Annotated in this window: 25 protein-coding genes; 10 read left to right on the top strand and 15 right to left on the bottom strand. The window is 72.3% G+C overall.

Annotated features, from left to right (window positions below; translation table 11 throughout):
* Positions 1-139 precede the first annotated feature (139 nt).
* Complete coding sequence (locus CWN80_RS11900; protein ID WP_128277329.1) at positions 140-1,078, top strand: MBL fold metallo-hydrolase; 939 nt, start codon at positions 140-142, stop codon at positions 1,076-1,078.
* A gap of 100 nt (positions 1,079-1,178) precedes the next feature.
* On the top strand, positions 1,179-2,780 hold the full coding sequence (locus CWN80_RS11895; RefSeq protein ID WP_128277328.1) for an HNH endonuclease: 1,602 nt from the start codon (positions 1,179-1,181) through the stop codon (positions 2,778-2,780).
* 125 nt (positions 2,781-2,905) lie between these two features.
* Here CWN80_RS11895 and CWN80_RS11890 read toward each other — a convergent pair whose 3' ends face one another.
* From CWN80_RS11890 to CWN80_RS11870, 5 genes are all read right to left on the bottom strand, one after another.
* A complete protein-coding gene (locus tag CWN80_RS11890) occupies positions 2,906-3,490 on the bottom strand; it encodes a dihydrofolate reductase family protein (protein WP_007927136.1) in 585 nt (194 codons plus the stop codon).
* Positions 3,491-3,559: 69 nt separating this feature from the next.
* Positions 3,560-4,609: a zinc-binding dehydrogenase gene (locus CWN80_RS11885; RefSeq protein ID WP_007927138.1), complete on the bottom strand. Its 1,050-nt coding sequence runs from the start codon at positions 4,607-4,609 to the stop codon at positions 3,560-3,562.
* A 220-nt stretch (positions 4,610-4,829) separates the two neighbouring features.
* Positions 4,830-6,044 carry an ATP-binding protein gene (locus tag CWN80_RS11880; protein ID WP_007927140.1) on the bottom strand — a complete coding sequence of 405 codons (1,215 nt, stop codon included), beginning with the start codon at positions 6,042-6,044 and terminating at the stop codon, positions 4,830-4,832.
* 73 nt (positions 6,045-6,117) lie between these two features.
* Positions 6,118-6,642: a hypothetical protein gene (locus CWN80_RS11875; RefSeq protein ID WP_007927147.1), complete on the bottom strand. Its 525-nt coding sequence runs from the start codon at positions 6,640-6,642 to the stop codon at positions 6,118-6,120.
* 154 nt (positions 6,643-6,796) lie between these two features.
* Entirely contained in the window at positions 6,797-7,876 is a 1,080-nt protein-coding gene (locus CWN80_RS11870) for a WXG100 family type VII secretion target (protein ID WP_128277327.1), read from the bottom strand.
* A gap of 111 nt (positions 7,877-7,987) precedes the next feature.
* Here CWN80_RS11870 and CWN80_RS11865 point away from each other — a divergent pair, with 111 nt between their 5' ends.
* The 5 genes from CWN80_RS11865 to CWN80_RS11845 all read left to right on the top strand — a co-directional run bounded on the left by CWN80_RS11865 (position 7,988) and on the right by CWN80_RS11845 (position 13,300).
* The gene (locus CWN80_RS11865; RefSeq protein WP_007927156.1) at positions 7,988-9,463 is read left to right on the top strand and encodes an NAD-dependent malic enzyme; all 1,476 of its coding nucleotides are present in this window, start codon (positions 7,988-7,990) and stop codon (positions 9,461-9,463) included.
* A 152-nt stretch (positions 9,464-9,615) separates the two neighbouring features.
* The gene (locus tag CWN80_RS11860) at positions 9,616-10,395 is read left to right on the top strand and encodes a fructosamine kinase family protein (RefSeq protein WP_238148215.1); all 780 of its coding nucleotides are present in this window, start codon (positions 9,616-9,618) and stop codon (positions 10,393-10,395) included.
* 88 nt (positions 10,396-10,483) lie between these two features.
* Positions 10,484-11,773 (top strand): sensor histidine kinase, encoded by a 1,290-nt coding sequence (locus CWN80_RS11855; RefSeq protein WP_128277325.1) that lies wholly within the window; start codon positions 10,484-10,486, stop codon positions 11,771-11,773.
* Entirely contained in the window at positions 11,770-12,435 is a 666-nt protein-coding gene (locus CWN80_RS11850; RefSeq protein ID WP_007927162.1) for a response regulator, read from the top strand. Before CWN80_RS11855 ends, CWN80_RS11850 begins: the two co-directional genes overlap by 4 nt.
* Before the next feature lies 1 nt (position 12,436).
* Positions 12,437-13,300 carry a DUF4097 family beta strand repeat-containing protein gene (locus tag CWN80_RS11845; protein WP_007927163.1) on the top strand — a complete coding sequence of 288 codons (864 nt, stop codon included), beginning with the start codon at positions 12,437-12,439 and terminating at the stop codon, positions 13,298-13,300.
* Between the two features lie 33 nt (positions 13,301-13,333).
* On the opposite strand, the gene CWN80_RS11840 is transcribed toward CWN80_RS11845, so the two are convergent.
* Both CWN80_RS11840 and CWN80_RS11835 read right to left on the bottom strand, forming a co-directional pair.
* Positions 13,334-14,194, bottom strand: a complete 861-nt coding sequence (locus CWN80_RS11840) for an Fpg/Nei family DNA glycosylase (RefSeq protein WP_007927164.1) — start codon at positions 14,192-14,194, stop codon at positions 13,334-13,336.
* Positions 14,187-15,281, bottom strand: coding sequence for an App1 family protein (locus tag CWN80_RS11835; RefSeq protein WP_128277324.1), 1,095 nt, complete (start codon positions 15,279-15,281; stop codon positions 14,187-14,189). The genes CWN80_RS11840 and CWN80_RS11835 overlap by 8 nt, the downstream gene beginning before the upstream one ends.
* Positions 15,282-15,385: 104 nt before the next feature.
* Here CWN80_RS11835 and CWN80_RS11830 point away from each other — a divergent pair, with 104 nt between their 5' ends.
* Positions 15,386-16,564 (top strand): hypothetical protein, encoded by a 1,179-nt coding sequence (locus tag CWN80_RS11830; RefSeq protein WP_007927166.1) that lies wholly within the window; start codon positions 15,386-15,388, stop codon positions 16,562-16,564.
* A 6-nt stretch (positions 16,565-16,570) separates the two neighbouring features.
* Here CWN80_RS11830 and CWN80_RS11825 read toward each other — a convergent pair whose 3' ends face one another.
* The 5 genes from CWN80_RS11825 to CWN80_RS11805 form a co-directional block, all read right to left on the bottom strand.
* Positions 16,571-16,891 (bottom strand): putative quinol monooxygenase, encoded by a 321-nt coding sequence (locus CWN80_RS11825; RefSeq protein ID WP_007927167.1) that lies wholly within the window; start codon positions 16,889-16,891, stop codon positions 16,571-16,573.
* Between the two features lie 33 nt (positions 16,892-16,924).
* Positions 16,925-17,281, bottom strand: a complete 357-nt coding sequence (locus CWN80_RS11820) for an ArsC/Spx/MgsR family protein (protein ID WP_007927168.1) — start codon at positions 17,279-17,281, stop codon at positions 16,925-16,927.
* 9 nt (positions 17,282-17,290) lie between these two features.
* Complete coding sequence (locus tag CWN80_RS11815) at positions 17,291-18,169, bottom strand: bile acid:sodium symporter family protein (RefSeq protein ID WP_007927169.1); 879 nt, start codon at positions 18,167-18,169, stop codon at positions 17,291-17,293.
* Positions 18,170-18,282: 113 nt separating this feature from the next.
* Complete coding sequence (locus tag CWN80_RS11810) at positions 18,283-19,200, bottom strand: exodeoxyribonuclease III (RefSeq protein ID WP_040881184.1); 918 nt, start codon at positions 19,198-19,200, stop codon at positions 18,283-18,285.
* Positions 19,201-19,202: 2 nt separating this feature from the next.
* The gene (locus tag CWN80_RS11805) at positions 19,203-19,517 is read right to left on the bottom strand and encodes a GNAT family N-acetyltransferase (protein ID WP_040881176.1); all 315 of its coding nucleotides are present in this window, start codon (positions 19,515-19,517) and stop codon (positions 19,203-19,205) included.
* A 106-nt stretch (positions 19,518-19,623) separates the two neighbouring features.
* On the opposite strand from CWN80_RS11805, the gene gdhA reads away from it, so the two are divergent.
* Entirely contained in the window at positions 19,624-20,979 is a 1,356-nt protein-coding gene (gene gdhA, locus CWN80_RS11800; protein WP_238148214.1) for an NADP-specific glutamate dehydrogenase, read from the top strand.
* A 158-nt stretch (positions 20,980-21,137) separates the two neighbouring features.
* On the opposite strand, the gene CWN80_RS11795 is transcribed toward gdhA, so the two are convergent.
* Both CWN80_RS11795 and CWN80_RS11790 read right to left on the bottom strand, forming a co-directional pair.
* Complete coding sequence (locus CWN80_RS11795) at positions 21,138-21,398, bottom strand: hypothetical protein (RefSeq protein WP_007927176.1); 261 nt, start codon at positions 21,396-21,398, stop codon at positions 21,138-21,140.
* A gap of 31 nt (positions 21,399-21,429) precedes the next feature.
* Entirely contained in the window at positions 21,430-22,017 is a 588-nt protein-coding gene (locus tag CWN80_RS11790) for a hypothetical protein (RefSeq protein ID WP_007927178.1), read from the bottom strand.
* A gap of 211 nt (positions 22,018-22,228) precedes the next feature.
* On the opposite strand from CWN80_RS11790, the gene CWN80_RS11785 reads away from it, so the two are divergent.
* Positions 22,229-23,740, top strand: a complete 1,512-nt coding sequence (locus CWN80_RS11785; protein ID WP_238148213.1) for a DEAD/DEAH box helicase — start codon at positions 22,229-22,231, stop codon at positions 23,738-23,740.
* 135 nt (positions 23,741-23,875) lie between these two features.
* On the opposite strand, the gene CWN80_RS11780 is transcribed toward CWN80_RS11785, so the two are convergent.
* A complete protein-coding gene (locus CWN80_RS11780; RefSeq protein WP_007927180.1) occupies positions 23,876-24,661 on the bottom strand; it encodes an acyl-CoA thioesterase in 786 nt (261 codons plus the stop codon).
* Between the last annotated feature and the right edge of the window lie 15 nt (positions 24,662-24,676).

The following is a 24,676-nucleotide window of genomic DNA, read 5'->3' as shown; positions in this document are numbered from 1 at the left end:
GGTGGGCGTGGTCTCGAGGATCGCGGCGATCGTCGAGAAGTCGACGCTGTCGTGCAGCACGAAGGCGACGGGCTCGCCGGGGAGAGCCGGTCGATGACGGCCTGCAGGGCCGGCTGCGGGGCGAGTATAGCCTGACCGGGTGCGTCTCAAGCCCGGCCGTCCGGACGTCTCCCGCCACGCCTCGCGCCTGGATGTCCCGGTCGCCGGGGATGGTCCGCTGGCGGTGACCTTCCTGGGCGTCTCGACCTTGCTCGTCCAGGACGGCGAGTCGGCGGTGATGACCGATGGTTTCTTCTCCCGGCCGGGCCTGCTCCGGGTCGGGCTGGGGCGGGTCGCGCCGTCCGCCGAGCGCATCGATGCCGCCCTCGACCGAGCCCTCGGCGACGCCGGTCTCGACGGGCTCGACGCCGTCATCCCCGTCCACAGCCACTACGACCACGCCCTCGACTCCGCCGTCGTCGCCGAGCGCACGGGTGCGCTCCTCGTCGGTGGCGAGTCGGTGGCCAACGTGGGCGTCGGCGGAGGGCTCGCGCCCGAGCGCATCCGGGTCGTCGCCTCCGGCGACACCGTGGAGTGCGGTGCCTTCTCCCTGACTTTCGTGGCGTCGGACCACTGTCCGCCGGACCGCTACCCGGGCCAGATCGAGGCGCCCGTGAGGCCCCCGGTCAAGGTGGGCGCCTACCGCTGCGGTGAGGCGTGGTCGATCCTGCTCACTCATCGCAGCGGCCGCTCCGCCCTGCTGCAGGGCAGCGCCGGTTACGTGCCCGACGCGCTCGCCGGCCACGATGCCGAGGTCGCCTACCTGGGTGTGGGGCAGCTGGGGGTACAGCCGCTGGAGTACCTCGAGGCCTACTGGGAGCACACGGTGCGTGCCGTGGGGGCCCGCAGGGTGGTGCTCATCCACTGGGACGACTTCTTCAGTCCGCTCGACCGTCCGCTGCGCGCCCTGCCCTACGCAGGCGATGACCTGGACGTCACGATCAGCGTGCTCGGCCGCCTCGCCGACGAGGACGGCGTCGCCCTCCACCTGCCGCGAGTCTGGCAGCGCGAGGACCCCTGGGCCGGTCTCGACGGCTGACGCCTCAGGTGCCACTCGTCCCCAGGCTCGCGGCGAAATTCCTTGAATTCACAGGGCTCAGAGGGTTCCCCAGGGCCTGTATCGAACATATGATCGAAGCATGTCAGAGGCGACGCACTGGGGGGAGTTCGGGCTCGTGTCGGGTCTGCGGGACTCGGTTCGAGCCCTGACGATCGCTGCCCTCGAGATGCCGGACCTGTGGCAGGCGACGGAGGAGGAGCTGGCGGAGGGTCTGGCTGCGATCGGTCGGGCACGGGCGGTGCTCGAGGCGGCCGAGGTGGCGCTCGTGCGCGAGGGCATCGCACGCGGTGTCCCGCAGGGGCAGTCGTGGTCCGACACCGACTGGGTCGCGGTCAGCGAGGGTCGGTCCGCCCCGCGACCGCCGGTGCGCCACGTGGCGTCGGTGGTGCGGGTGGCCAGGGCAGGTCTGCGGGCCGGGTCCGCGCTCGTCGACCCTGCGCTCTCCGACCCCTCGCCCGACGACCAAGGGGGGACCGCCCCCCTTCGCCCGGACGCACCCGAGCAGGTGGCCGAGGAGGCGACGCCAGCGGAGTGGGGCGAGCAGTCGCCGCCGGCCGGCCTTGCCGGGGTGCTCGCCGATCTCGAGGATGGCCGGCTGCCGCTCGGCAAGGCCGATCAGCTGGTGCGATTCCACGAGGGGATGCGTCGGGTGGCCGACCCCGAGCTCCTCGAGGCGGATCTGGGGGTCCTGCTCGGTGCGGCCCGCGACGAGGTCGTGCGCACCGGCCCGGGTGGGCGCGTCTCGGGTCGGGTCCCGGGGCTCGACGAGCGCGAGCTGGCGGCGGCGATCACCCAGACGACGCGGATGTTGAGCCCGGCCAAGGACCTGGCGGCTGATGACGAGCGGGCGAGGTCGGCGCGGTCGTTGACGAGTCACACCGATGCCAGTGGGCTGACGCGCTACAAGCTGGTGCTCGACGCGGAGGGTGCGGCGATCATCGACGCGGCGGTGGCGGGGTTGTCGAAGCCGGTCAAGGGTCCTGACGGCGAGCGTGACCCGCGGCCTGCGGCGCGGCGTCGGGCCGATGCCCTGGTGTCGGTGGTGGGTCGTGGGGTGTCCAGCCCGGGTGAGGTGGGCACGAGTGACAAGGCGCAGGTGATGGTGACCATCTCGATGGCCTCGCTGCTGACGGCTACGGACGGGATGTGCGGTGTGTGCGGGTCCCGCCGCCCCGGCGGCGCCTTGGGGCTGGCCGGGGTGCCCTTCAGCGCCACGCACCCTTTCGGCCACCGCGATGACCTCGACGACGGGGGCGGCGCGCCGGGCCCCGAGGGGGTCGGGCTGGACGCTGGAGGTGTGGCCGGTGGAGGTCACGCCGGCGGGGTGACGGCCTCGGGTGCGGTGCTCTCGCCGGCGAGTGTGCGCAAGCTGGCCTGCGAGGCGGGGGTGATCCCGGTGATGCTCGGCAGTGGTGGTGAGCCTCTGGAGCTGGGGCGGGCGAGCAGGTTCTTCACGCCGGGGCAGAAGCGGTTGCTCTGGTTGCGGGACGGGGGCTGCACCTTCCCGGGGTGCACGATGCCCGCGCACTGGACCGATGCGCACCACGTGCAGTACTGGTCCCTGGGCGGGCGCACCGACGTCGGCAATGCGGCGTTGCTGTGCGAGCGGCACCACACCCGCGTGCACCAGCAGGAGCTGGCGTGCACGGTCCGTGATGACGGGGTGACCTGGCACCTGTAGCCACCCCGCACCGCGCCCGACCTCCCGCGGTCGGGCGCTGCGGCATGCCTGCGCCCGAGGTGGGGGCCACTGATGTCGCATTGCCTACGGCAACGCAGGGTCGCGGGCAACCCGTCAGGTGCGTACTACGCCCTTCGCTCGCAGGTGATGACCTGCACCCCGCCGGCCAGCGAGGTGACGTCGACCGTCTCGAAGAGCGTGGGGGCGAAGTCCCCGTCGAAGAGCGGGGTGCCCGACCCGATGACCGAGGGGTTGAGCTTGATGACGAGCCGATCGATCTTCGGCAGCAGGGCGTGGGCGAGGCGGCCGCCGCCGACGAGCCAGATGCCCAGACCGTCTTCGGCCTTGAGCTCGCGAACCCGGCCGAGCGGGTCACCGGAGACGACCTCGACCGCCGGCGCCGGCGCTGACCCGAGCGTCGTCGACACGACGAGGTGTCGCAGGTGCGGATAGGCGTCGTCGATGCCGGCCGCGAGCCCGATGTCGTAGGAGCGCCGCCCCTCGACCACCGTGTCGAAGACCTGTCCGGGCTCGGTCAGGCCCATCGCCTCCCGGGCCGGCCCCGGCAGCGTCTCCGGGTAGTGGGTCGCGATGAACTCGACGAGGTCCGGCGTGACCGCCATGTAGTCCTCGCCGCTCGGGTCGCCGCCCTCCGGCCCCGCGATGAAGCCGTCGAGCGTCGCTGCGACGCAGTACGTGAGTGTGCGCATGGTGCCCCTTCCGTCAGTCGGCACGCTACGGGCCGAAGGGGGTTGTGTCGCAGCGGTTTTCGCCCCGCCTCAGCGAGCCGGGTCGATGATCGTCATCCCTGCGACGCTCGCCGTGTCGAAGCCCGGCAGCAGCGCCGCCGCCTCGTCGAGCCCGATGATCCGCTCGACGAGGCGCTGTGGAGCCAATGCGCCGGACTCGATGAGGGCGAGCATCCCCGGGTAGTCGACGGCGGCCATCCCGTGGCTGCCGAGCACGTCGATCTCCCACCCGATGACCCGCGACATCGGCACCCGTGGGTGCCCGTCGACCGGCGGCAGGAGCCCGACCTGGACATGTCGGCCGCGCCGCCGCAGGCTGAGCAGCGCTGTGGCACAGGTCTGCTCGCTGCCCACGGCGTCGACGGCGACGTGGGCCCCGCCGTCGGTCAGGTTCATGATCGTGGCCTCGACGCCCGCGGCGTCCTCGCCGCCCGCGAGCACGGTGTGCTCCGCCCCGAGATCGGCCGCCACGGCCAGCGCCGCGGGGTTGCGGTCGACGGCGACGACCTGCGCGCCGAGCGCCCGGGCGATCATCACCGCGCTCAGCCCGACGCCGCCGGCGCCGACGACGGTGACCCATTCGCCCTTCTTCAGGTGGGCGCGCGCGACGAGGGCCCGGTAGGCGGTGGCGAAGCGGCAGCCGAGGCTCGCCGCGGTCGCGAAGTCGACCGACTCGGGCAGTGCCACGAGGTTGGTGTCGGCCGCGTGCAGCGCGACCTGCTCGGCGAAGGAGCCCCAGTGGGTGAAGCCGGGCTGCTCCTGGTCGGGGCAGACCTGCGCGTCGCCGGCGGCGCACCACGCGCACCGTCCGCAGCCGCAGACGAAGGGGACGGTCACCCGGTCACCGACCCGCCACCGCTGCACACCGGCACCCACGGCGCTCACGACCCCCGCGAGCTCGTGGCCCGGCACGTGCGGCCAGGCGATGTCGTCGTCGTGGCCGGCCCAGGCGTGCCAGTCGCTGCGGCACAGGCCGGTCGCCCGCACGTCGACGACCACCCCGCCGTCCGGCGCGAAGGGGGCGGCCACCTCCCTGACCTCGGGTCGGGCTCGGACGTCGTCAAGGACCATCGCTCGCATGCGGGTCATCCTGACAGCGGTCGGTCCGGGCCCAGCACTGCCCTGCTCAGGTCTGCGCCACCGGGTGCTCGCGGATGAAGTCGAGGACGACCCGCGAGGCGGATGGGTCGTCGAGGTAGTAGCCGTGCCGGGCGCCGGGCAGGAGCTCGAGCCGCGCCACGCGATGCGCGCGCCGTCGGCGGCCCGGGCCTGCCCGGACCCGGACACGTCGCCACCGGGCTCAGGTCTGCTCGCGCAGGTACCGCCCGAAGTGCGGCACGGTGAAGGCGATCCGGCCGCGCTCGCCGGAGTAGATCAGGCCCTTCTTGAGCAGGGCGTCACGGGCGGGGGAGAGGGACTGGGGCTTCTTGCCGAGGTGGCTGGCGACCTCGGAGGTGAGCACCGACTCGATGTCGTCGAGGGCCTCATCCCCCTTCGCGGCGATGTCGGCGGCGACGTCGGCCATGGCGCGCAGGTACTCGCGCTCGCCAGGGGTCGCGCGCTCGTACCGCGAGCCGAAGAAGCCGACGGCCAGCTCCGACTCCGCCTCGGGGGAGGCCACACGCACGTCCTCGGCGCGGATCGGTGACTGCGGTGCCTGGTCCCACACCGCCTTGCCGTAGGCCTGGATGAAGTACGGGTACCCGCCAGTCGCGACGTAGAGGGCATCGAGCGCCGCCTGCTCGTACTCGGCGAGCTCATCGGCGGCCGGGGCGGTGAGGGCGCGGTCGGCCTCCTCGCGGGCGAGCCGGTCGATGCGCTGGTAGCGGAAGAGCCGCTCGCTGTAGGACTTGCTCGCCGACAGCACAGCTGGCAGGTGCGGCAGCCCGGCGCCGACGACGATGAGCGGCAGCCCGGACTGGCTCATCTCATGACAGGCCGCGCAGATCGCCGAGATGTCCTCCGGCCCGAGGTCCTGCATCTCGTCGATGAAGACGGCGACCCCCCGGCCGAGGTCGGCGGCCAGGCCGCCGACGTCGGTGAAGAGCTCGACGAGGTCGATCTCGATGTCGCCGGAGTCGGCGCGCCCCTTGACGGCGGGAGCGTCGATGCCGGGGTTCCACACCTCACGCAGCTTGGTGCCCGGCTTGGCGTCGCGCTGCGCGAAGGACTTGATGACACCGAGGACGTGCTCGACCTCCTCCTCCTGCGTGTGGCCGAGCTCGCGCACCGCCTGGTGCAGCGCGCTCGCCAGCGGCCGGCGCAGGCCGAGCTCGGGGCGTGCCTCGAGCTTGCCGGTGCCCCACTTCGCGCGGACGGCCGCGGATCGCAGCTGGTTGAGCAGCACGGTCTTGCCGACGCCCCGCAGCCCCGTGAGGACGAGCGAGCGCTCGGGCCGGCCGCTGACGATCCGCTTGAGCACGACGTCGAAGCGTGTCAGCTGCTCGTCGCGACCGGCGAGCTCGGGCGGGCGCTGGCCCGCGCCGGGGGCGTAGGGGTTGGTGATCGGGTCCACGATGCGACCGTATCCGCCCGTCTAGCCGAAGGGGGATATCTCGGCAGATTCGTGGATCGGCGCGTCGCGGCGGTCAGACGGCAACGCTCACCGGCATCCGCGTCTCGAGGGTCTCGGCGGAGTCGTCGACGGTTGCGTCCGCGCCGATGGTCAGCTCGTGACGCAGGAGATCGCCCTGCTCGACGGTCCACAGCGTGACGGACCAGCCATCACCCGACCGGGTCGCCTCCGGGGCGGTGATCCGGCTGCGGTAGGCCTTCTTCAGTCGGGTGACCTCGTCCTCGTCGACCACCGGCTGCCAGTCGATGTCGTCCACGGACTCTGCGCGATACCACAGCTGGTCGGTCCGACGGGTGGAGTCGTACCAGGCGCGGGCCACGGCGAGAGCGCCGGCGGCATCCTCGACGTGACCATGGGTGGTGACCTGCTCCCACGTGTCGGGGTTGCCGGTCAGGACGACGGTGCGTGGGTCACCCTCCGGCGGGTAGGCGACCACGGTGGTGAAGGGCCGCTCGCCGGTGGCCCGCACCTCGGCCAGGCGCCATTCGGGGAGCTGGGGCAGGTCGAGCTCTCTGCTCTCGGTGGGCTGGTCGTCCATGACCGCGCGACGACGGAGTCGTCCGGCAGGCCCTCCCGGATGCGTTCTTCCGTCGCGCCCTCCTTGCTCGAGCAACCCGTCACGACCATCGTCAGAGCGAGGCCGACGGCCGTACGTCTCATCCTCATGTGTCGATGGTGGGCCATGGGTCGCGTCAGATCCCGTTGAAGGGGTTCCAGTCGTTTTCGGCATCCCAGGTCTCGCCGGCGCGCTCTCCGTAGGTCTGGCCCCCGTCGGAGGACCTCGAGTCACCCGAGCTGAAGCGCTCGCGGACGGCCTCGCGACCGGCGGACTCGCCGGCTTGGTGCGCCAGCTGCGGGGACCGGCCGCGCTCGAGGGCCTCGTTGTAGCCCCGGTCGTAGCCCTCGTCGTAGCGACGCTCGGACTCGGTGTACTGCGCGTACCCCAGGTCCGCGCGGCGCTCCTTGGCGTGCTGGATCGCCTCGACGGTGCCGGCCGTCTCCTCGTCGTACTCGCTCTGGATGTACGTGTTGCGGCTGACGTCGTCGACGTCCGCGGCCTTGTCGTCGAGGTCCCACCGGGCGTGGTTGGCCTCGTGGACGAGCGTCTGCCCGTCCCGGTACTGGTCCTTGCCGAGGGTGATGGAGTCGAGGGCCGGCTGGTAGTAGGCGCCCTCGAGGTCGTCGTCGTACCAGACCCGGATGTCGTTGTCCGCCAGCCAGGTGAGGGTCTCGCGCCCCGTGGGGGTCGAGGCGAGCTCCTCGACGATCGGGTCGTCGGCGCTCAGGCCGCGGGGCAGCACGATGCCGTCCGGGCCCCGCTCGAGGGGCGGCGGCGCTCCGGGCGGGCGCGGGCCGGTGGGCCGGCCGCCCTCCCCGGGGCCACGATCCGTCGAGCCACGGTCCTCGGCGGTCTTGACGTCGGTGGGCAGGCTGGCGGCGGCGCTGAGGGGGCTGCCGCCCTTCGTCCCGGCGGGCAGGTCACCGCCCACACCCCCGCCCACGCCGCTGCTGCCCTGCTCCTGCTCGCGGGCCTGGAGGAGCAGCTCGCGGGCAAAGGCGGTGAGCCGCTCCGTGCACGACCGCAGCTGCTGTCGCGAGGCCTCCCAGTCGGCGACGAACTGCTCCATGTCCGGCCCCGCCCAGGCCTCACGCGTCGTCGCGACGAGGGAGTCGCCGGTCGTGCCGAGCGTCGCGAGGCGCTCGGCACTCGTGCCGAGGTCGGCCCCGATGTCGTGCAGTCGCGCCGCGTCGGCGCCGTGCGAGAGCGGCATGCTCCCCCCCTTCGTCGGGACCAACCTAGGTCCGCCGAGGGTCCGCTGCGATGGGGAGCGGTCCCCGAGACCTGGCGCCGACCGAGCGGGCGACGGTGAGACACTGCTCACATGCCCGCAGCAACCCCTTCGTCGTACTCCATCACGATCCGCCTGCACACCTCGCCCGACTACGCCGTCGTCGGCCGGATCGCCACCGCGATCGCCGAGCAGGGCGGCATCGTCACCGCCGTCGACATCGCGGACTCCCGCCACGACCGTCTCGTCGTCGACGCGACCTGCTCCGGCTTCGACGTCAACCACACCGACGATCTCGTCGAGGCCGTCGAAGCGATCGACGGGGTCAAGGTGCACAAGGTCTCCGACCGCACCTTCCTGCTCCACCTCGGCGGCAAGATCGAGGTCAGCTCCAAGGTCGCGCTCAAGACCCGTGACGACCTGTCGATGGCCTACACCCCGGGCGTCGGTCGCGTCTCGAGCGCCATCGCCAAGCACCCCGAGGACGCCCGCCGGCTGACGATCAAGGGCAACAGCGTCGCCGTCGTCACCGACGGCTCGGCCGTGCTCGGCCTGGGCAACATCGGCCCGGAGGCCGCCATGCCGGTCATGGAGGGCAAGGCGGCGCTCTTCAAGCAGTTCGCCGACATCGACGCCTGGCCGATCTGCCTCGCCTCGCAGGACACCGAGGAGATCATCCGCGCGGTCGAGATGATCGCGCCCGGCTTCGGCGGCATCAACCTCGAGGACATCGCGGCGCCGCGCTGCTTCGAGATCGAGCGCCGGCTGCGCGAGAGCCTCGACATCCCCGTCTTCCACGACGACCAGCACGGCACCGCCATCGTCGTCCTCGCGGCCCTGCGCAATGCGCTGCGGGTCGTCGACAAGTGGCTCGAAAAGGTGCGCATCGTCGTCTCCGGCGGTGGTGCCGCCGGCTCGGCGATCGTCACCCTGCTGCTCGCCGCCGGCGCCCAGGACGTCGTCGTCTACGACCGTGAGGGGCTGCTCTCCTCCGACGACGAGTCGCTCACCGGTGCCAAGCGCGAGCTCGCCGAGCGGACCAACCCGCGCAAGGTCCGCGGCGACCTCGCCGACGGGCTGCAGGGAGCTGACGTCTTCATCGGCGTCTCGGCGCCCAACCTGCTCAAGGCGGAGTGGATCCGCGACAACATGGCGACCGACCCGATCGTCTTCGCGCTGGCCAACCCCGACCCGGAGATCGACCCGGCCGAGGCCGCGCAGTACGCCAAGGTCGTGGCCTCGGGCCGCAGCGACTACCCCAACCAGATCAACAACGTGCTCGCCTTCCCCGGCGTCTTCCGCGGTCTGCTCGACGCGCACGCCGAGGACGTGAGCATCGAGATGCTCATCCGCGCGGCCGATGCCATCGCCGCGGTCGTCAAGGACGAGGAGATCAACCCCTCGTACATCATCCCGAGCGTCTTCCACCCCGACGTCGCCGACACGGTCGCCGTCGCCATCGCCGGCGAGGGCAAGACCTCCGCCGGCGCGACCGGTCCGATCAAGGTGGGCTCGCGCTCCACCGCCGCCCCCGTCGACGAGACCGGCACGTTGCCCCGCGTGCGCTGACCACCAGCGCAGGACGAAGGGGGATGTCGGCGGGCGCCGGCGTGCCCCGTCATCCGGAGCGGCCCCTTCGAGACGGCCGCAGGCGGCCTCCTCAGGGGGCGGTGGTGGAGGGTCCCCGGGGAGCGGAGGGCGCGAATGGCAGGCTTGGCCACGTGAAGCCGCCCCGCACGTACCGCAAGGACACCTCGGCCGCCCCGCGCGGCTACTCCTCCTGGGAGGCCGCCGGCCTGCTGTGGCTCGCCGAGGCCCAAGCCGGCGGGGGCGCGCAGGTCGCCGAGCTGCAGGACGTCGACCTCGACCACATCGACCTGCTGCAGTACGACCCCGCGCCCTCGACCAATGTCCAGGCCGACGAGCTCGGGGTCGCCCTCGCGGCGACGCACGCGGCCGGGGCACCGGCCTTCGGGGCGCCGCCGGCGCGGTGGAGCAGCCATGGCTTCATCGGCCCGGCCGACTCGCCGCTGCCGATGCCGCTCGAGCCGACCGACACCTGGGGCGCCTTCTTCGCCGAGCAGCGCATCCGGCACCTGCTGCGTCTCGGCCGGTCCGCGGGGCTGTGGGCCGACGAGACCCCGACCTTCGAGCGGGTCGCGGCCCGTCTGGAGTCCGGCGAGTTCGACGACGGCCGGCCCCCGGCCCGCATCCACGGCGACCTGTGGGCGGGCAACATCCTGTGGACCCGGCAGGGCGCCGTGCTCATCGACCCGGCCGCGCACGGCGGTCACGCCGAGACCGACCTCGCCATGCTCCTGCTCTTCACCGCGCCGCACATCGCCCGGATCATCGCGGCCTACGACGAGGCGGCCCCGCTCGCCGACGGCTGGCAGGAGCGCGTCGGCCTGCACCAGCTGTGCCCGGTCATGGTGCACGCGCTGGTCTTCGGCGGTGAGTACGTCGGCCAAGCCGTGCGGATGGCCGAGTCCTACGCCTGACCGGACCGGTCGGAGGGGGGACATCCCCCCTGCGAGATGGGGGAGCGCAGGGCAGACCGGAGCGGCTCGCTCTTCGTAGGTTGGTCACGTGACCACACAGACCCTCACCCCATCACTGGAGCGCCCGAGCCTCCCGCGCCGCTGGCAGGCCGGGTGGGGCAGCGTCCTGCTGCTCATCACGAGCGCGCTCACCTCGATCGGGGCCATGGTCCTCGTCTCGCTCGTCCTCACGGCCGTGCTGCTCATCAGCGCCGGTGGGCTCGGTCTGCTCCTCCTCGTGCCGCTCGTGTGGTTGTGCGGGGTCGTCGGACACGCCGAGCGGCACCGCGTCGTCGCCCTCTCCGGCCGCCGCGTCGACCCGCCGGCCCGCCGGGTGCAGCCGCTGTGGCGCAGGCTCCTCTTTGACCAGCACGCGTGGCGCAGCACCGCCTACCTCGTGCTGCACGCGATGTGGGGGGCGGTGACCGGATGGCTCATGCTCATCGGGCTGTCGCAGACCCTGCTCGTCCTCGGCGCACCCCTGCTCGGCGGCCGCCTGCCCGATGGTGGCTACTCGCTCTTCGGCTGGCTGCGCATCGAGGGCACGACGCAGATCGCGACGGCCTGGACGATCGCGCTCGTCGCCCTGCTCGTCATGCCGCTCCTGGCGCACCTCGTCACCTCGGTCGACGTCATGCTCGCCCGCTGGCTCCTCGGCCGCGACGAGCGCAAGGTCGTCGAGCACCTGTCGGCCCGGGTCGACACCCTGAGCGAGTCGCGCCGCGAGGCCGTCGACTCCGTGGAGGCCGAGCGGCGACGGATCGAGCGCGACCTGCACGACGGACCGCAGCAGCGGATGGTCTCGATCGCGATGACCCTCGGCATGGCCAAGGAGGCCATCCACCGCGACCCGGATGCCGCCGCCCAGCTCGTCGACGAGGCGCACCGCTCCGCCAAGGAGGCGATCGTCGAGATGCGGCACGTCGCCCGCGGCATCGTCCCGCCGATCCTCGCCGACCGTGGCCTCGAGGCGGCACTGCCCGCCCTGGCCGCCCGCGCCGCCGTGCCCGTCTCCGTCGAGGTCCGGGATGTCGGCCGGCTCGACCCGACGACCGAGGCCATCGCCTACTTCGTCGTCAGCGAGGCCCTGACCAATGTCGCGAAGCACTCCGGTGCCCAGCACGCCGAGGTGGTCGTCACCGCTGACGGCGAGCAGCTGACCGCGACCGTCACCGACGACGGCGTCGGCGGCGCCGATCCCGCTCGCGGCACCGGGCTGACCGGGCTGCGCCAGCGGGTGACCGCCGTCGACGGCACCCTCGACGTGACCTCCCCCGAGGGCGGACCGACCGCCCTCACCGCCACACTCCCCCTGCGCACCGGACGGAGCCTGCGATGACCGACCCGACCACCCAGCCGACGAGGATCGTCCTCGCCGAGGACTCGGTCCTCCTGCGCGACGGCATCGTGCGCCTGCTGACCTCCGCGGGCTTCGAGGTGCCGGCGGCCTGCCCCGACGCCGAGAGCTTCCTCGCCGCCGTCGACGAGCACGAGCCGGACCTCGTCGTCGACGTGCGGATGCCCCCGACCTTCACCTCCGAGGGGATCGTCGCCGCGCTCGCGGTGCGCGACAAGCACCCGGAGACGGCGGTCATGGTGCTCTCGCAGTACGTCGAGGAGCAGTACGCGACCGAGCTCGTCGCCAGCCGGTCCACGGGGGTCGGCTACCTGCTCAAGGACCGCGTGGCCGACACGAGCGACTTCATCGCGGCGCTGCGCGACGTCGCCGCGGGCGGCACGGTGCTCGACCCGGAGGTCGTCACCCAGCTGCTCACCCGGGCCCGGCACGCCGACCCGCTCGCGGCGCTCACCCCGCGCGAGGTCCTCGACCTCATGGCCCAGGGCCGGACCAACTCGGCGATCGGCAAGGGCCTCTACATCTCCGACGGTGCGGTCGAAAAACACGTGACGTCGATCTTCACCAAGCTCGACCTGCCCCCGGCCGACGGCGACCACCGACGCGTGCTGGCCGTGCTGCGCTGGCTCGACCAGGAGGACTGAGATGACCAGCGCACCCCCGACGACCCCGACCCGGCTGCCGCCGAAGCCCGGTGAGCCGGCCGACCCCGAGTTGCGCGAGCGCTACCTCACCGATGCCGCGCGCCAGCGCGAGGCGCGACGTGCGGAGGCGGCACAGCTCGCCGCGCAGACCCGCCCCTCCCGCACCCCCACCGGCCCGATCCGCGTCATCGCGGCCCTCGTCGCCGTCGTGCTCGTGGCCCTCGTGTCCGCCTCACTCGTCGGACCGATGCTCAAGCAGTCCGAGACCCGCGAGCAGGCCCTGGGCGAGGTCACGGCGGTGAACTTCGCCGGCGGTGTCGGCGACGTGCGCATCCGCGCGGCCGAGCCGGGGGAGTCGCCCAAGGCGGTGGTCACCAGCACCTGGGGGCTGTGGAAGCCGTCGACGTCGGTCCGCACGAGCGAGGGCACGGCCACCCTGCGCTCCTCGTGCCCCTCGCGCTCCTTCGGCTCCGTCTGCGGCACGGACTGGCTCGTCGTCGTGCCCGCCGACACCGATCTGCGCATCGAGCAGGGCGTGGGCGCCGTCGAGATCGAGGACGTGGCCGGTGACATCCGGATCAGCACCGGCGTCGGCGACGTCGCCGTCACCGGGGCGGAGAGCGAGCAGCTGGACGTCGAGATGGGCGTCGGCTCGTTCAGCTACGAAGGGGTCGAGCCCCCCGAGTCCGTGGACGTGCGCCTCGGCGTCGGCGACGTGAGCCTGCGCCTGCCGGACACCGTCGGGTACCGGGTGACTGCTTCTGGCGCGGCGGGCCTGGCCAACTCCCTCGGGCACGACCCGGCCTCCGACCGGACGGTCCACGTCGAGGCCGGGGTCGGGTCGGTCGCCATCGACCCGAGCTGATCGGGCAGGACCACCCGCCGCGGCGGGCCGGCGCTACTTGAGGAACTTGCTCGTGCGCCGGTCCGCCAGCGGCGTGCCGCCGGTCTGACAGGTCGCGCAGTACTGCAGCGACCGGTCGGCGAAGCTCACCTCGCGCACGACATCGCCGCACTCCGGGCAGGCCTCACCGGTGCGTCCGTGCACCCGCATCCCGGCCCGCTTGGCGTCCTTGAGCTCCTTCGCCGGCTTGCCCGAGGCGGCGGCAACGGCGTCGCTCAGGGTGGAGCGGAGCGCCGCGTAGAGGGTGTCGACCTGCTCGTCGGTCAGGGAGGCGGCCTTGGCGAAGGGGGACAGCCGCGCCACGTGCAGCACCTCGTCGGAGTAGGCGTTGCCGACGCCGGCGATGAGTGACTGGTCGCGCAGCACCCCCTTGATCTGGGTAGTGCGCCCGGCGAGCAGGGCCGCGAAGACGTCGCGGGTGAAGTCCTCGGCGAGCGGGTCGGGCCCGAGCCGGGCGATGCCGGGCACGTCCTGCACATCGCGCACGAGGTAGGCGGCCAGGCTCTTCTTGGTCCCGGCCTCGGTGACGTCGAAGCCGGACCCGTCGACGAGCCGGACGCGCAGCGCGATGGGGGACTTGCCCGGGCGCAGGACGGTGCGGGGCAGCTCGTCGGACCAGCGGATCCACCCGGCGCGGGCGAGGTGGACGACGAGGTGGATGCCGTCGCAGTCGACGTCGATGAACTTGCCGTGGCGGTGCACGCCGTCGACCGGGGCGCCGGCGAGGGCCTGCGGCGGAGGGTCGAAGGTCTTGAGCACCGAAAACGAGGCGAGCTCGAGCGACTCGACCGCCAGTCCGTCGAGGCGCTCGTCGAGGAAGTCGACGAGCCCCTGCACCTCGGGCATCTCAGGCACTGCTGGCTCCTGCGGGGTCGGAGAGGCTCACGTCGTCGGCGGCGAGGGCGCCGCGCAGCTGCTCGAGCATCGTGTAGCCGTCGGCGGCGTGGACCACCGGCAGCTGGACCCCGACGTGCTGCTCGAAGTCGTCGGTGGCGATGGGCGTGAAGTGGCTGAGCAGCTGCTCGGTCGCCGTGAGCACGCGGATGCAGATGGCCCGCACCCGGTCGGGGCGCTGCTCGGCGAACTCGCCGTAGAGGCTCGGGTCGTGCTGGCCGTCGTCGCCGACGAGCACCCAGCGCACCTGGGGCATCTCGCGGGCGAGCCGGTGCAGGCAGGCGCGCTTGTGGTCCTGGCCGGAGCGAAACCAGCCGGTGTTGGTCGGGCCCCACTCCGTCATGAGCAGGGGACCGAGCGGGTACCCGGCGCGGCGCATGAATCGGGTGAGGGAGGGCACGGCATTCCACGCGCCCGTCGACACGTAGACGATCGGTGCCCCCGGGTGCGCGGCGAGCAGCTCGCGGTACATCGTCGCCATGCCGGGCACGGCCCGGCGGGTGCCCTCGTGGCGGAAGAAGGTGTTGTACGCCGCGATCATCGGGCGCGGCATCGTCGTCGTGATGATCGTGTCGTCGATGTCGGAGACGATGCCGAAGGTCTGGTCGGGGCCGACGACGAAGACGGCCGCCGTCGTGTCCGCGGCCCGCGGCGAGGCGATCTCGACGTCGTGCCAGCCGGGGGCGAGCCCGTGGTCGGTGATCGTCAGGTCGAGCAGCCCTGAGCGGTCGGAGCGGGTGCGGTACTCGCGATCGCCGATGCGCACGGTCACCGGCTCACCCACTGCCGGGGTGGTGAAAAAGCTGCGCCACCCCCTTCGCTCGCTGTCGGCGGTGCGCAGCTCGAGCCACGTCGCCCGGGCGTCCGCGGCGGCCGGGGCGTAGGGGCGGCGGGTCATGAGGACGCGACCGAGCACGCGCACCCGCTCGGCGCTGCCGTAGCCGGTGTAGGTGAGCACGCGTGTGCCCCACCCTCGGCGGCGCATGGCCCCCGCCACCTGGCGGTACCATGCGTCCTCGATGATCGCGGCTGCGTGGGGTCGCGGCATGGGGCCGAGCCTAGTGCGCGACGGTGACGGCGGAGGGGGCGGACGTCACTGCCTTCGCCGGATCGGCTCTGGCAGAGTGATCCCCGGCGAAGGGAGGGCCGTCGGTGGGTGAGGCCGCGGTGCGGGCGATCGATCTCGCGACGATGGGGTGCACGTGGGTGCTCGACGTGTCCGCGCTCGACCCCGACGAGGCCGACGCGATGGCCCACCGCTGGCAGCGCTGCGTCGACCTGCTCGCCGCGCCCGACCGGCTCCGGCTGGTCGACGAGCCGATCCGCGTGCGCGTCCACGGCGGCGACCCGGGGGCGGTCGCTGAGGGTGAACTCGTCACCGGTGCGGCGGAGGCCGACAAGATCGCCTACGCCCTCTCCCGCGAGGTGACTCGGGCCGGTCTGATGCGTTTGCGAGGGCAGGCCACCCTGCTCCACGCCGCGGCGCTCGCGGACGACGAGGGCCGCACCGTCGTGCTCGTCGCCCCCTCGGGAGGGGGCAAGTCGACCGCGACCCGGGAGCTCGGGCGGCACTTCGGCTACGTCTCGGACGAGTCGGTGGTGCTGCTGCCCGACGGCCGGATCGCCCCCCACCCCAAGCCGCCGTCTCTCGTCATCGACCCGGACGACCGCTTCCACAAGGAGGAGCCGGCGCCCGACGACCTCGGCCTCGGGCCGACCCCGGTAGCGCCCCGTCTCGCGGCGCTGCTCACCCTCGCCCGTGACGCCACGGTCACCGAGCCGGTCATCGAGGAGGTGGGACTCGTCGACCAGGTGCTCGCGCTGCTGCCCGAGACCTCGTCGACCTGGTGGCTCGACGACGGCCTCGACCGGCTGGCCCGGGCCGTGACGGTCGGCGGCCCCCCGGCGCGACTGAGCTATGCGGAGATCGACGGGTGCGTCGACCTCGTGCGCCAGCACCTGGCGTCGGCGGTGCCAGCCGAGCCGACGTGGGAGCACCTGCCCCCGACCGGTGGGCAGCGGCTCGCCGTCGACGCCGAACGGGTCGAGCCCGACGAGGGCTCGGTCGACCTGTCGACCGTGCGCGTGGTGCGGGCCCCGTGGTCGGACGCCATCGCCTGCGACGGTGAGGTGCTCGTGCTCCAGGGGGCACGCCCCCTGCGCCTCGCCGGCCCGGGGGCTGCGGTGTGGCGCTGTGCCGACGAACCGCAGACCGTGGAGCAGCTCGTCGACGGGGTGACGGCCGCGCTCGGGGAGCACCCGGACGCGGCCAGCATCGTGACCTCCGCGGTCACGCAGCTGCTGGGTCACGGCGTGCTCGCCGTGGCCTGAGCGGGCTCAGTCGATCTTGAGCTCGCCCATCTCGCCCCAGCCGGTGCCCTCGACGGCGCGGCTGATGATCCGCGGGGTCTCCGCGAGCGCGGGGCGCATCGCCTCGAGTCCGGCGGCGAAGTGGTCGCTCGAGACATGCGCCTCGGCGGCGTCGTCCTGGAAGGCCTCGACGAGGACCCACTCGTCATCCGTGTCGAGGCTCATCGACCACTCGAAGAAGATGTTGCCCGGCTCGGCGAGCGTGGCGCGGGTGAACTCTTCCACGATCTCCGGCCACTGCTCGGTGTACTCGGGCTTGGTGCGGAACTTCACGACGATGAGGATCATGACCTCACCGTAGTCGTCTTCGCACCGAGGGTGTCAGCCGGCGACGAAGGGAGCGACCCGGTCCTTGGGCCGACCGATGATCGCCCGGTCGCCCTTGACGACGACCGGCCGCTGCATGAGGCGCGGGTGCTCGACGAGGACGGCGACGACCTGGTCGACGGTCGCCACGTCGGCGTCGGTCAGGCCCTGGTCCTTGAAGAAGGCATCACGGCGCACGAGGTCGGTCGGCTCGTCCTCGAGCTTGCCGATGAGCTCGCGCAGCTCGGCCTCGTCGAGGGGCTGCTTGAGGTACTGGTGCACCTCGGCCGAGACCCCGGCTCCCTCGATCGACTCGATCGCGGCGCGGGAGGTCGAGCACTTCGGGTTGTGCAGCACGGTGACATCGCTCATGAGGCCAACCTAGACGGCCGGGGCCGGGGCCCGCTCGGGTCGGCGGTTGAGGGCGATGCCGAAGGCGAAGCCGACGATGTTCATGACGATCGAGTAGACGGCGGCCGGGATGGCGATCTCGGTGCTGCCCATGACGCTCAGGGCGAGGGTCATGGCCAGGGTCGTGTTCTGGATGCCCACCTCGTAGGCGGCCGCCACGCCCTGGGCGCGGCCGAGGCGCAGAGCGCGGGCGACGGCGTAGCCGACGATCAGGGCCAGCGCGCACAGGATCGTGACGAGCAGTCCGGCCGAGCGGGTGTACTCGACGATGTTGTCCCGCTCGGCGACGATCGCCCCGATGGCGACGACCACGAGGAAGACGATGGCGAAGGCCTTGATCGGACGCTCCGCGCGCTCGGCGATCTGTGGGCGGACCGAGCGCAGCCACATGCCGATGGCGACGGGCAGCAGCACGAGCACGACGACCCCGCCGAACTTGCCGAGTTGGACGCCGACCCCTTCGCTCTCCGCGTTGAAGTGACTCACCGCCCAGCCGGTGATGAGGGGCAGGGTGACGATCGTCAGCACCGAGTTGACCGCCGTGAGCGTGACGTTGAGCGCGACGTCGCCGCGGAAGAGGTAGCTGAACATCCCCGCCGTCGTCCCACCGGGCGAGGCGGCGAGGAGCATGACGCCGACCGCGAGGAGCGGCGCGAGGTCGAAGAGCCGGATGAGCCCGTAGGCGAGCAGCGGCAGGAAGAGCATCTGCAGCCCCAGGGCGACGATCACCGCGCGCGGGGCCTCGCGCACCCGGGTGAAGTCGGCTCTGGTGAGCGACAGGCCGAGTCCGAGCATGACGATGCCGATGGCGATGGGGAGCCCGATGGACAGGGTCGGAGACTGGTCCATGGGTGGAGGTTACCGGCCGGTAGGTATCTGCGGTAGCCCCCCGGCGCCGGACGATCAGTCGGCGCCCTTCGAGACGGTCGCGGACGGCCGCCCACGCGGAACGTGGGACCCACTCAGGATGCCTCGGCATAGTCGACGACGACCGCCGCGTGGTCGCTCACCCGCTCCGGGCCGCTCGCCGGCCGGTCGGTGCCGGCGGTGACCGCGCGCTTGGCCAGGCCGGGGGTGGCCAGGTGGTAGTCGATCCGCCAGCCGGTGTCGCGGTCGAAGGCCCCACCCATCCACGACCACCACGACATCGGGCCGGTCGTGTCGGGGTGCTGCGCGCGGACGACGTCGACGAGCGTGCGCGGCGAGACGATCGAGTCGAACCACTCGCGCTCCTCGGGCAGGAAGCCCTCGGACTTCTGGTTGGAGCGCCAGTTGGTGACGTCGAGCCGGGTGTGGGCGACGTTGAGGTCACCGAGGAGGAGGAACTCGCGGCCGGCGGCGCGCGCCGTCTTGCGCGAGCGGTCGAGCTGCCGGGCGAAGGAGGCGAGGAAGCCCATCTTGCGTTCGTACTTCGCGCCGCCGTCCGGCGCCTCGCGGCCGCCGGGCTTCTGCAGGTGGGCCGGCAGCCCTCCCTTCGGCAGGTACAGGCTGGCGACGGTGAGGGGGCGGTCCGCGAGGTCCACCTCGACGTACCTCCCTTCGCTGGCGAAGGGGGACAACCCGCGTGCCATCGTGCCCGGCGGGGAGGGCTCGGTGTGCAGGTGCTCCTCGCCAGGTGCGCGCATGAGGACCTCGCCGTCCCACGTGCGCACGGCCGCGGGGCGGGTGCGGGTGAGCACGGCGACGCCGTTGCGGCCGGCGAGGTGGCCCGGCTCGTAGGTGAGGTGGTGGTCACCGAAGACGCCGGCGGGCAGCTGCGCGGGCGGGCAGCGCACCTCCTGGAGCGCGACGACGTCCGGGTCGCGCTCGGCGAGCCAGGCCTCGAAGCCGCGCCGCTGCGCCGCCCGGATCCCGTTGACGTTGAAGGTCGCGACGCGCAGGGTCACTGCGGGATCGCGGCGAGGTCGTCCGGGGTCGGCTGCGCGACGGTGGCGCCGTGGTCGGTGTGCTTCGTCAGCCACTTCGTGACGTAGGGGCAGACCGGCACCACCGTGAGGCCCTCGTCGCGGGTGGCCCGCACGGCCGTCTCGACGACGGTGCCGGCCAGGCCCTGCCCGCCGAACTCCTCGCCGATTTCGGTGTGGAAGAAGACCCTGCGGCCGTCGTGGTCGACGAACTGGGCGAAGCCGGCGACGGCGCCGTCGGAGCTCACCTCGAAGCGGTCGGGCCCGGTCTCTCTGCTCACGGAAGCGCTCATGGCTCCAGCCTTGCACGTGACGCGGACAACCCTCGGACACCCCGGCGGAGGGGCTCTCTCGCCGGTTAACGTGAGCCGACCCATCCCCCTTCGAAGGAGACCGGCTGTGACCACCCAGGCCCTGCACCCCAACTTCCAAGGGCACTTCGACGACGTGATCGCGCGCAACCCCGGTGAGCGCGAGTTCCACCAGGCCGTCTACGAGGTCATGCAGTCGCTGTCGCCGATCGCCGGCCGCGTCGACGAGTACGCGCAGTGGTCGATCCTCAAGCGGATGTGCGAGCCGGAGCGGCAGATCATCTTCCGCGTGCCGTGGACCACGGACTCCGGGGACGTCCAGATCAACCGCGGCTTCCGCGTCGAGTTCAACTCCGCGCTCGGCCCCTACAAGGGCGGGCTGCGCTTCCACCCGAGCGTCAACCTGTCGATCATCAAGTTCCTCGGCTTCGAGCAGGTCTTCAAGAACTCGCTGACCGGCATGCCGATCGGTGGCGGCAAGGGCGGCTCCGACTTCGACCCCAAGGGCAAGTCCGACGCGGAGATCATGCGCTTCTGCCAGTCCTTCATGACCGAGCTCTACCGTCACATCGGTGAGTACACGGACGTGCCGGCCGGCGACATCGGTGTCGGTGGCCGCGAGCTCGGCTACCTCTTCGGCCAGTACAAGCGGATCACCAACAGCTGGGAGGCCGGCGTCCTCACGGGCAAGGGCCTGTCGTGGGGCGGCTCGCAGGTGCGCACCGAGGCGACCGGCTACGGCACCGTCTTCTTCGCCCAGGAGATGCTCAAGGCGAAGGGCGAGTCCCTCGACGGCAAGCGCGTCATCGTCTCCGGCTCGGGCAATGTCGCGATCTACGCGGTCGAAAAGGTCCACCAGCTCGGCGGCACCGTCGTCGCGGTCTCCGACTCCGGCGGCTACGTCGTCGACGAGTCCGGCATCGACCTGGCCCTGCTGCAGGAGGTCAAGGAGGTCCAGCGCGGCCGCCTGACCGACTATGCCGAGGCGAAGGGGGGCTCCGCCCGCCACGTCGCCGACGGCTCCATCTGGGACGTGCCGTGCGACGTCGCGCTGCCGTGCGCGACGCAGAACGAGCTCTCCGAGGAGCACGCCCGCACCCTCGTGAAGAACGGTGTCCGGCTCGTCGCCGAGGGCGCCAACATGCCGTGCGTGCCGGAGGCGATCGAGGTCTTCCGCGAGGCCGGCATCCTCTACGCGCCCGGCAAGGCCTCCAACGCCGGTGGCGTCGCCACTTCTGCGCTGGAGATGCAGCAGAACGCGAGCCGCGACTCGTGGGGCTTCGAGGAGACCGAGCTGCGCCTCGAGGAGATCATGCGCGACATCCACGCCAACTGCCTCGAGACCGCCGAGGAGTTCGACGTCCCCGGTGACTACGTCGCCGGCGCCAACCTCGCCGGCTACATCAAGGTCGCCGACGCGATGGTGGCCCAGGGCGTCATCTGATCCCCGCTCCCTGCCCTTCGAGACGCTTCGGCCGCAGGCGGCCTCGCTCCTCAGGACCCGGAGGCCGCCCCGCCCTCGGTCCCTGAGGAGCGAGGAACGAGCGTCTCGAAGGGCCCCCGCTCCCTGAGGAGGTCGCTCAGCGACCGTCTCGAAGGGCCTCACGCGCACCCGCAGCAGTCGCAGCAGTCGTGACCCTCGACGTGCACCAGCTCGAAGGGGGCGCCGAGGCACAGCCTGACCATCGCCGCGCTGTGCGGGCTCGTGCAGATCTCGAAGGCGCCGTCCTCGTGGAGGCGTAGCAGCTCGGTCGCGGTGAGCATCGCGCCGGCCTCGAGCGGGCTGAGCTCCGGTGAGTAGAGGCGGGCGCGCAGTTTCGTCAGCTCGGCGGTGTGGTCAGGGCGCTGGGTGTGTCGAGTCATGCCGCCACCCTGAGCTGCGACGAAGGGGGTGTCAGCTCCCTTCGTCGGGTCGTAGCTCGACCGCAGCTTGCAGGCTGAGCAGCCCGTAGCCGAAGACGTGCGCGGACAGGACGTCGACCTCGCGGCGTGGGGTGCCGAAAAATGCACCCACGCGGTTGAGCACGCGGGGGTAGGGCTTTTCTCGTGCACCGCCGACGCCCGTCCAGTTCGAGTTGGGTACGACGAGGAAGAGGTGCTGGATGTCCTGCGCGATGTGCGCCTTCCACATGTCCTTGAGGTCGTGGTTGTTGTTGACCGTGCCGCCGCGCTCGACCTCGGCCATGACGCCTCGACCGGGGGAGAGCTGGAAGACGAAGTCGGGCCGTGCCCTGGTCACGATCCCGTCCTGCGGCGTGAGCACGACCTCCTGACCGAAGCCCAGCTCGTCCGTGAGGACCTCGGCGACGATCGCCTGGATCGCCGCGCTCTGCGCGCCAACGACGTGCGCCTGGTTGATGGCGACCTCGCGCTCGACGAGCTCGTCGCGCAGGTGGTCGGCGAGCATCTCCACGGCCTCCACCTCGCGGCGCTCGTCATCGCTCATGACGCTGCGCGCGAAGGAGCGCATCTCGATCGGCATGCTCGCAGCTTGGCAGCTGCCGCCGACACCCGCGGTCAGGCGCCACCCCCGTCGCCGCTACACTTGACGAAGCAGCCGTTCAGTTCTGCAGCGAGCTGCTTCTCTGATTGCACTGATGCCATCGCGCCGCGACCCCCTCCTGCTTGACGCAGGTAGGCACTCGCGCCGGGCAGAACCGAAGCATCACGACTCCGTCTGGAGCCATTTTTTCGTGACGACCACGACCTTCGCCGACCTCGGCGTGCCCACCTCCCTGACCTCCGTCCTCGCGGAGCAGGGCATCACCACCCCGACCCCGATCCAGGCGGCGACGCTGCCGGACTCCCTCGCCGGCCGTGACGTGCTCGGCCGCGGGCGCACGGGCTCGGGCAAGACCTACGCCTTCCTCCTGCCGCTCGTGGCCCGCCTCGTCGAGTCGGGCACGCGCCGCCAGGCCAAGCGCCCCCGCGCGCTGATCCTCGCCCCGACCCGCGAGCTCGCCACCCAGATCGAGGAGTCCCTCACCCCGCTCGCGCAGGCCGTTGGCCTGCGCAGCCGCACCGTCTTCGGCGGTGTCGGTCAGAACCCGCAGGTCAAGGCCATCGCCGCCGGCGTCGACGTCGTCGTCGCCTGCCCGGGTCGCCTCGAGGACCTCATGGGTCAGGGGCACGTCGACCTGTCGGCCATCGAGGTGACGATCCTCGACGAGGCCGACCACATGGCCGACCTCGGCTTCCTCCCCGGCGTCAAGCGGATCCTCGACAAGACCCCGCGCGGCAGCCAGCGGATGCTCTTCTCCGCGACCCTCGACGGCGCGATCAACCAGATCGTCAAGCGCTACCTCGAGCAGCCGGTGACCCACGAGGCCGACTCGGCCCAGTCGCCGGTCGCGAAGATGACCCACCACGTCCTGCACATCAAGAGCACGGACCACCTGCCGGTCCTCACCGACCTCGTCGCCGCGCCGGGCCGCAAGGTCGTCTTCACCCGCACCAAGCACCGCGCCAAGAAGATGGCCCGCCAGCTCAACGCCGCCGGCGTCCCCGCGGTCGAGCTGCACGGCAACCTCAGCCAGAATGCGCGCACCCGGACCATGGAGGCCTTCCACTCCGGCACCGCGCAGACCCTCGTCGCGACCGACATCGCCGCCCGCGGCATCCACGTCGACGACGTCTCGCTCGTCATCCACGCCGACCCGCCGGTCGAGCACAAGGCCTACCTCCACCGCTCCGGTCGCACGGCCCGCGCCGGCGCCGAGGGCACGGTCGTCACGCTCATGACCGACGAGCAGGTCCGCGACGTCAAGGACCTCACCCGCAAGGCGGGCATCAAGCCGACGACGACCCGCGTCTCCGTCGGCCACGAGCTCCTCGGTGAGCTCGCCCCGGGCGAGCGGTCCTTCCCCGGCGCCTTCGTCCCCGACGTCCCGCAGCAGGGCAACGGCGGAGCGAAGGGGGGTCCCCGCGGCGGCGGTCGCGGCCGGTCCGGTGGTGGCCAGGGTGGTCGTGGCCAGGGTGGCTCCGCCCAGGGTGGCCAGCGTCAGCGCGGTGAGCGCGGCGGTGCCGGTCGCAACCGCAACGGTGGCGGCTCCGGTCAGGGCCGCTCCGGTGGTCAGGGCGGTCAGTCCCGCGGCGGCAACGGCGGTCAGCGCCGTGGCGGTCAGGGTGGCGGCAGCCGCCAGGGCGCCAGCCGCGGTGGCAGCGTCGTGGCCTTCAGCTCCAGCAGCACCGGCCGCTCCCGCTGACCCACAGCTGAGCGGAGCTGGGTCGACGCCCCCAGCACCTCAGTCGAAGAACCAGCACGTCATTCGAAGAAGGAGCGCNNGCGCTCCTTCTTCGAATGACCAGCTGGTGAGCGGGCCACCGCTCACCCCAGCCAGTCAGCCGAAGATCGCCACCGTCTGCCGGCTGATCGCGACGAGCCGCCCGTCCGGGTGCCAGATCCGCGCGTCCGTGTGGGCGTACCCGCCTTCAGCCCGGTCGGTGCGCACGGCGTAGGCCCAGTGCGTGTCGGGCTCGGCAGCGACGTCCTCGGTGATCTCGAGCGACCAGGTCAGGCTGCTGCCGGGAGCGAACTGGGAGAGCATCTGGATGACCGCCGGGGGCCACGCGTCCCCGAGCGTCACGAAGTGCCGCTCGTCGAAGACCGGCGGCGCCTCGCGGAAGCGCATCCACCCGTGCATGTGCGACGTGTCGGCACCGGTGTAGGGGACGGCGCCGTCCGCCAGCCGCAGCTCGACGTGCTGGAAGAAGTCCGGCGTCGCCCCGGGGATGTGCGGGAAGGGCTCGATCGACTCCGGCTCCGGCAGCTGTGGCATCGGCACCGTCTCGTGCGGGACCGAGATGGCCGACTCGCGCTCCCGACCGAAGGCGGCGAGCACCGCGGCCACGACCTGCCCGTCCTGCACGAGGTGCGCCTGGGCCTGGGTCGCGTTCTTGCCCTGACGCAGCGGCGTCACCTCGATCTGTGCGTCGCCCGGCGCCAGCGGCGCGACGAAGCTGACCATGAGGTGCCGCAGCGGCGGAGCGTCGACGAACTGCCCGCGCAGGCCGGCGTGCGCCAGCCCGGCCACGAGCCCGCCGTAGGTCGCCCGTCCCTGGCCCCAGCCCTCCTGGACGTGGACGGTGCCGGTGGCGGCCTGGTCGAGCATCTCCTGCAGGTTCATGGGTCGAACCCTAGT

This window comes from Janibacter hoylei PVAS-1, assembly GCF_004025845.1.
Lineage (GTDB): Bacteria > Actinomycetota > Actinomycetes > Actinomycetales > Dermatophilaceae > Janibacter > Janibacter hoylei.
The sequence above is the reverse complement of the archived record's forward strand: the minus strand, read 5'-3'. Positions and strand labels throughout refer to the sequence as shown.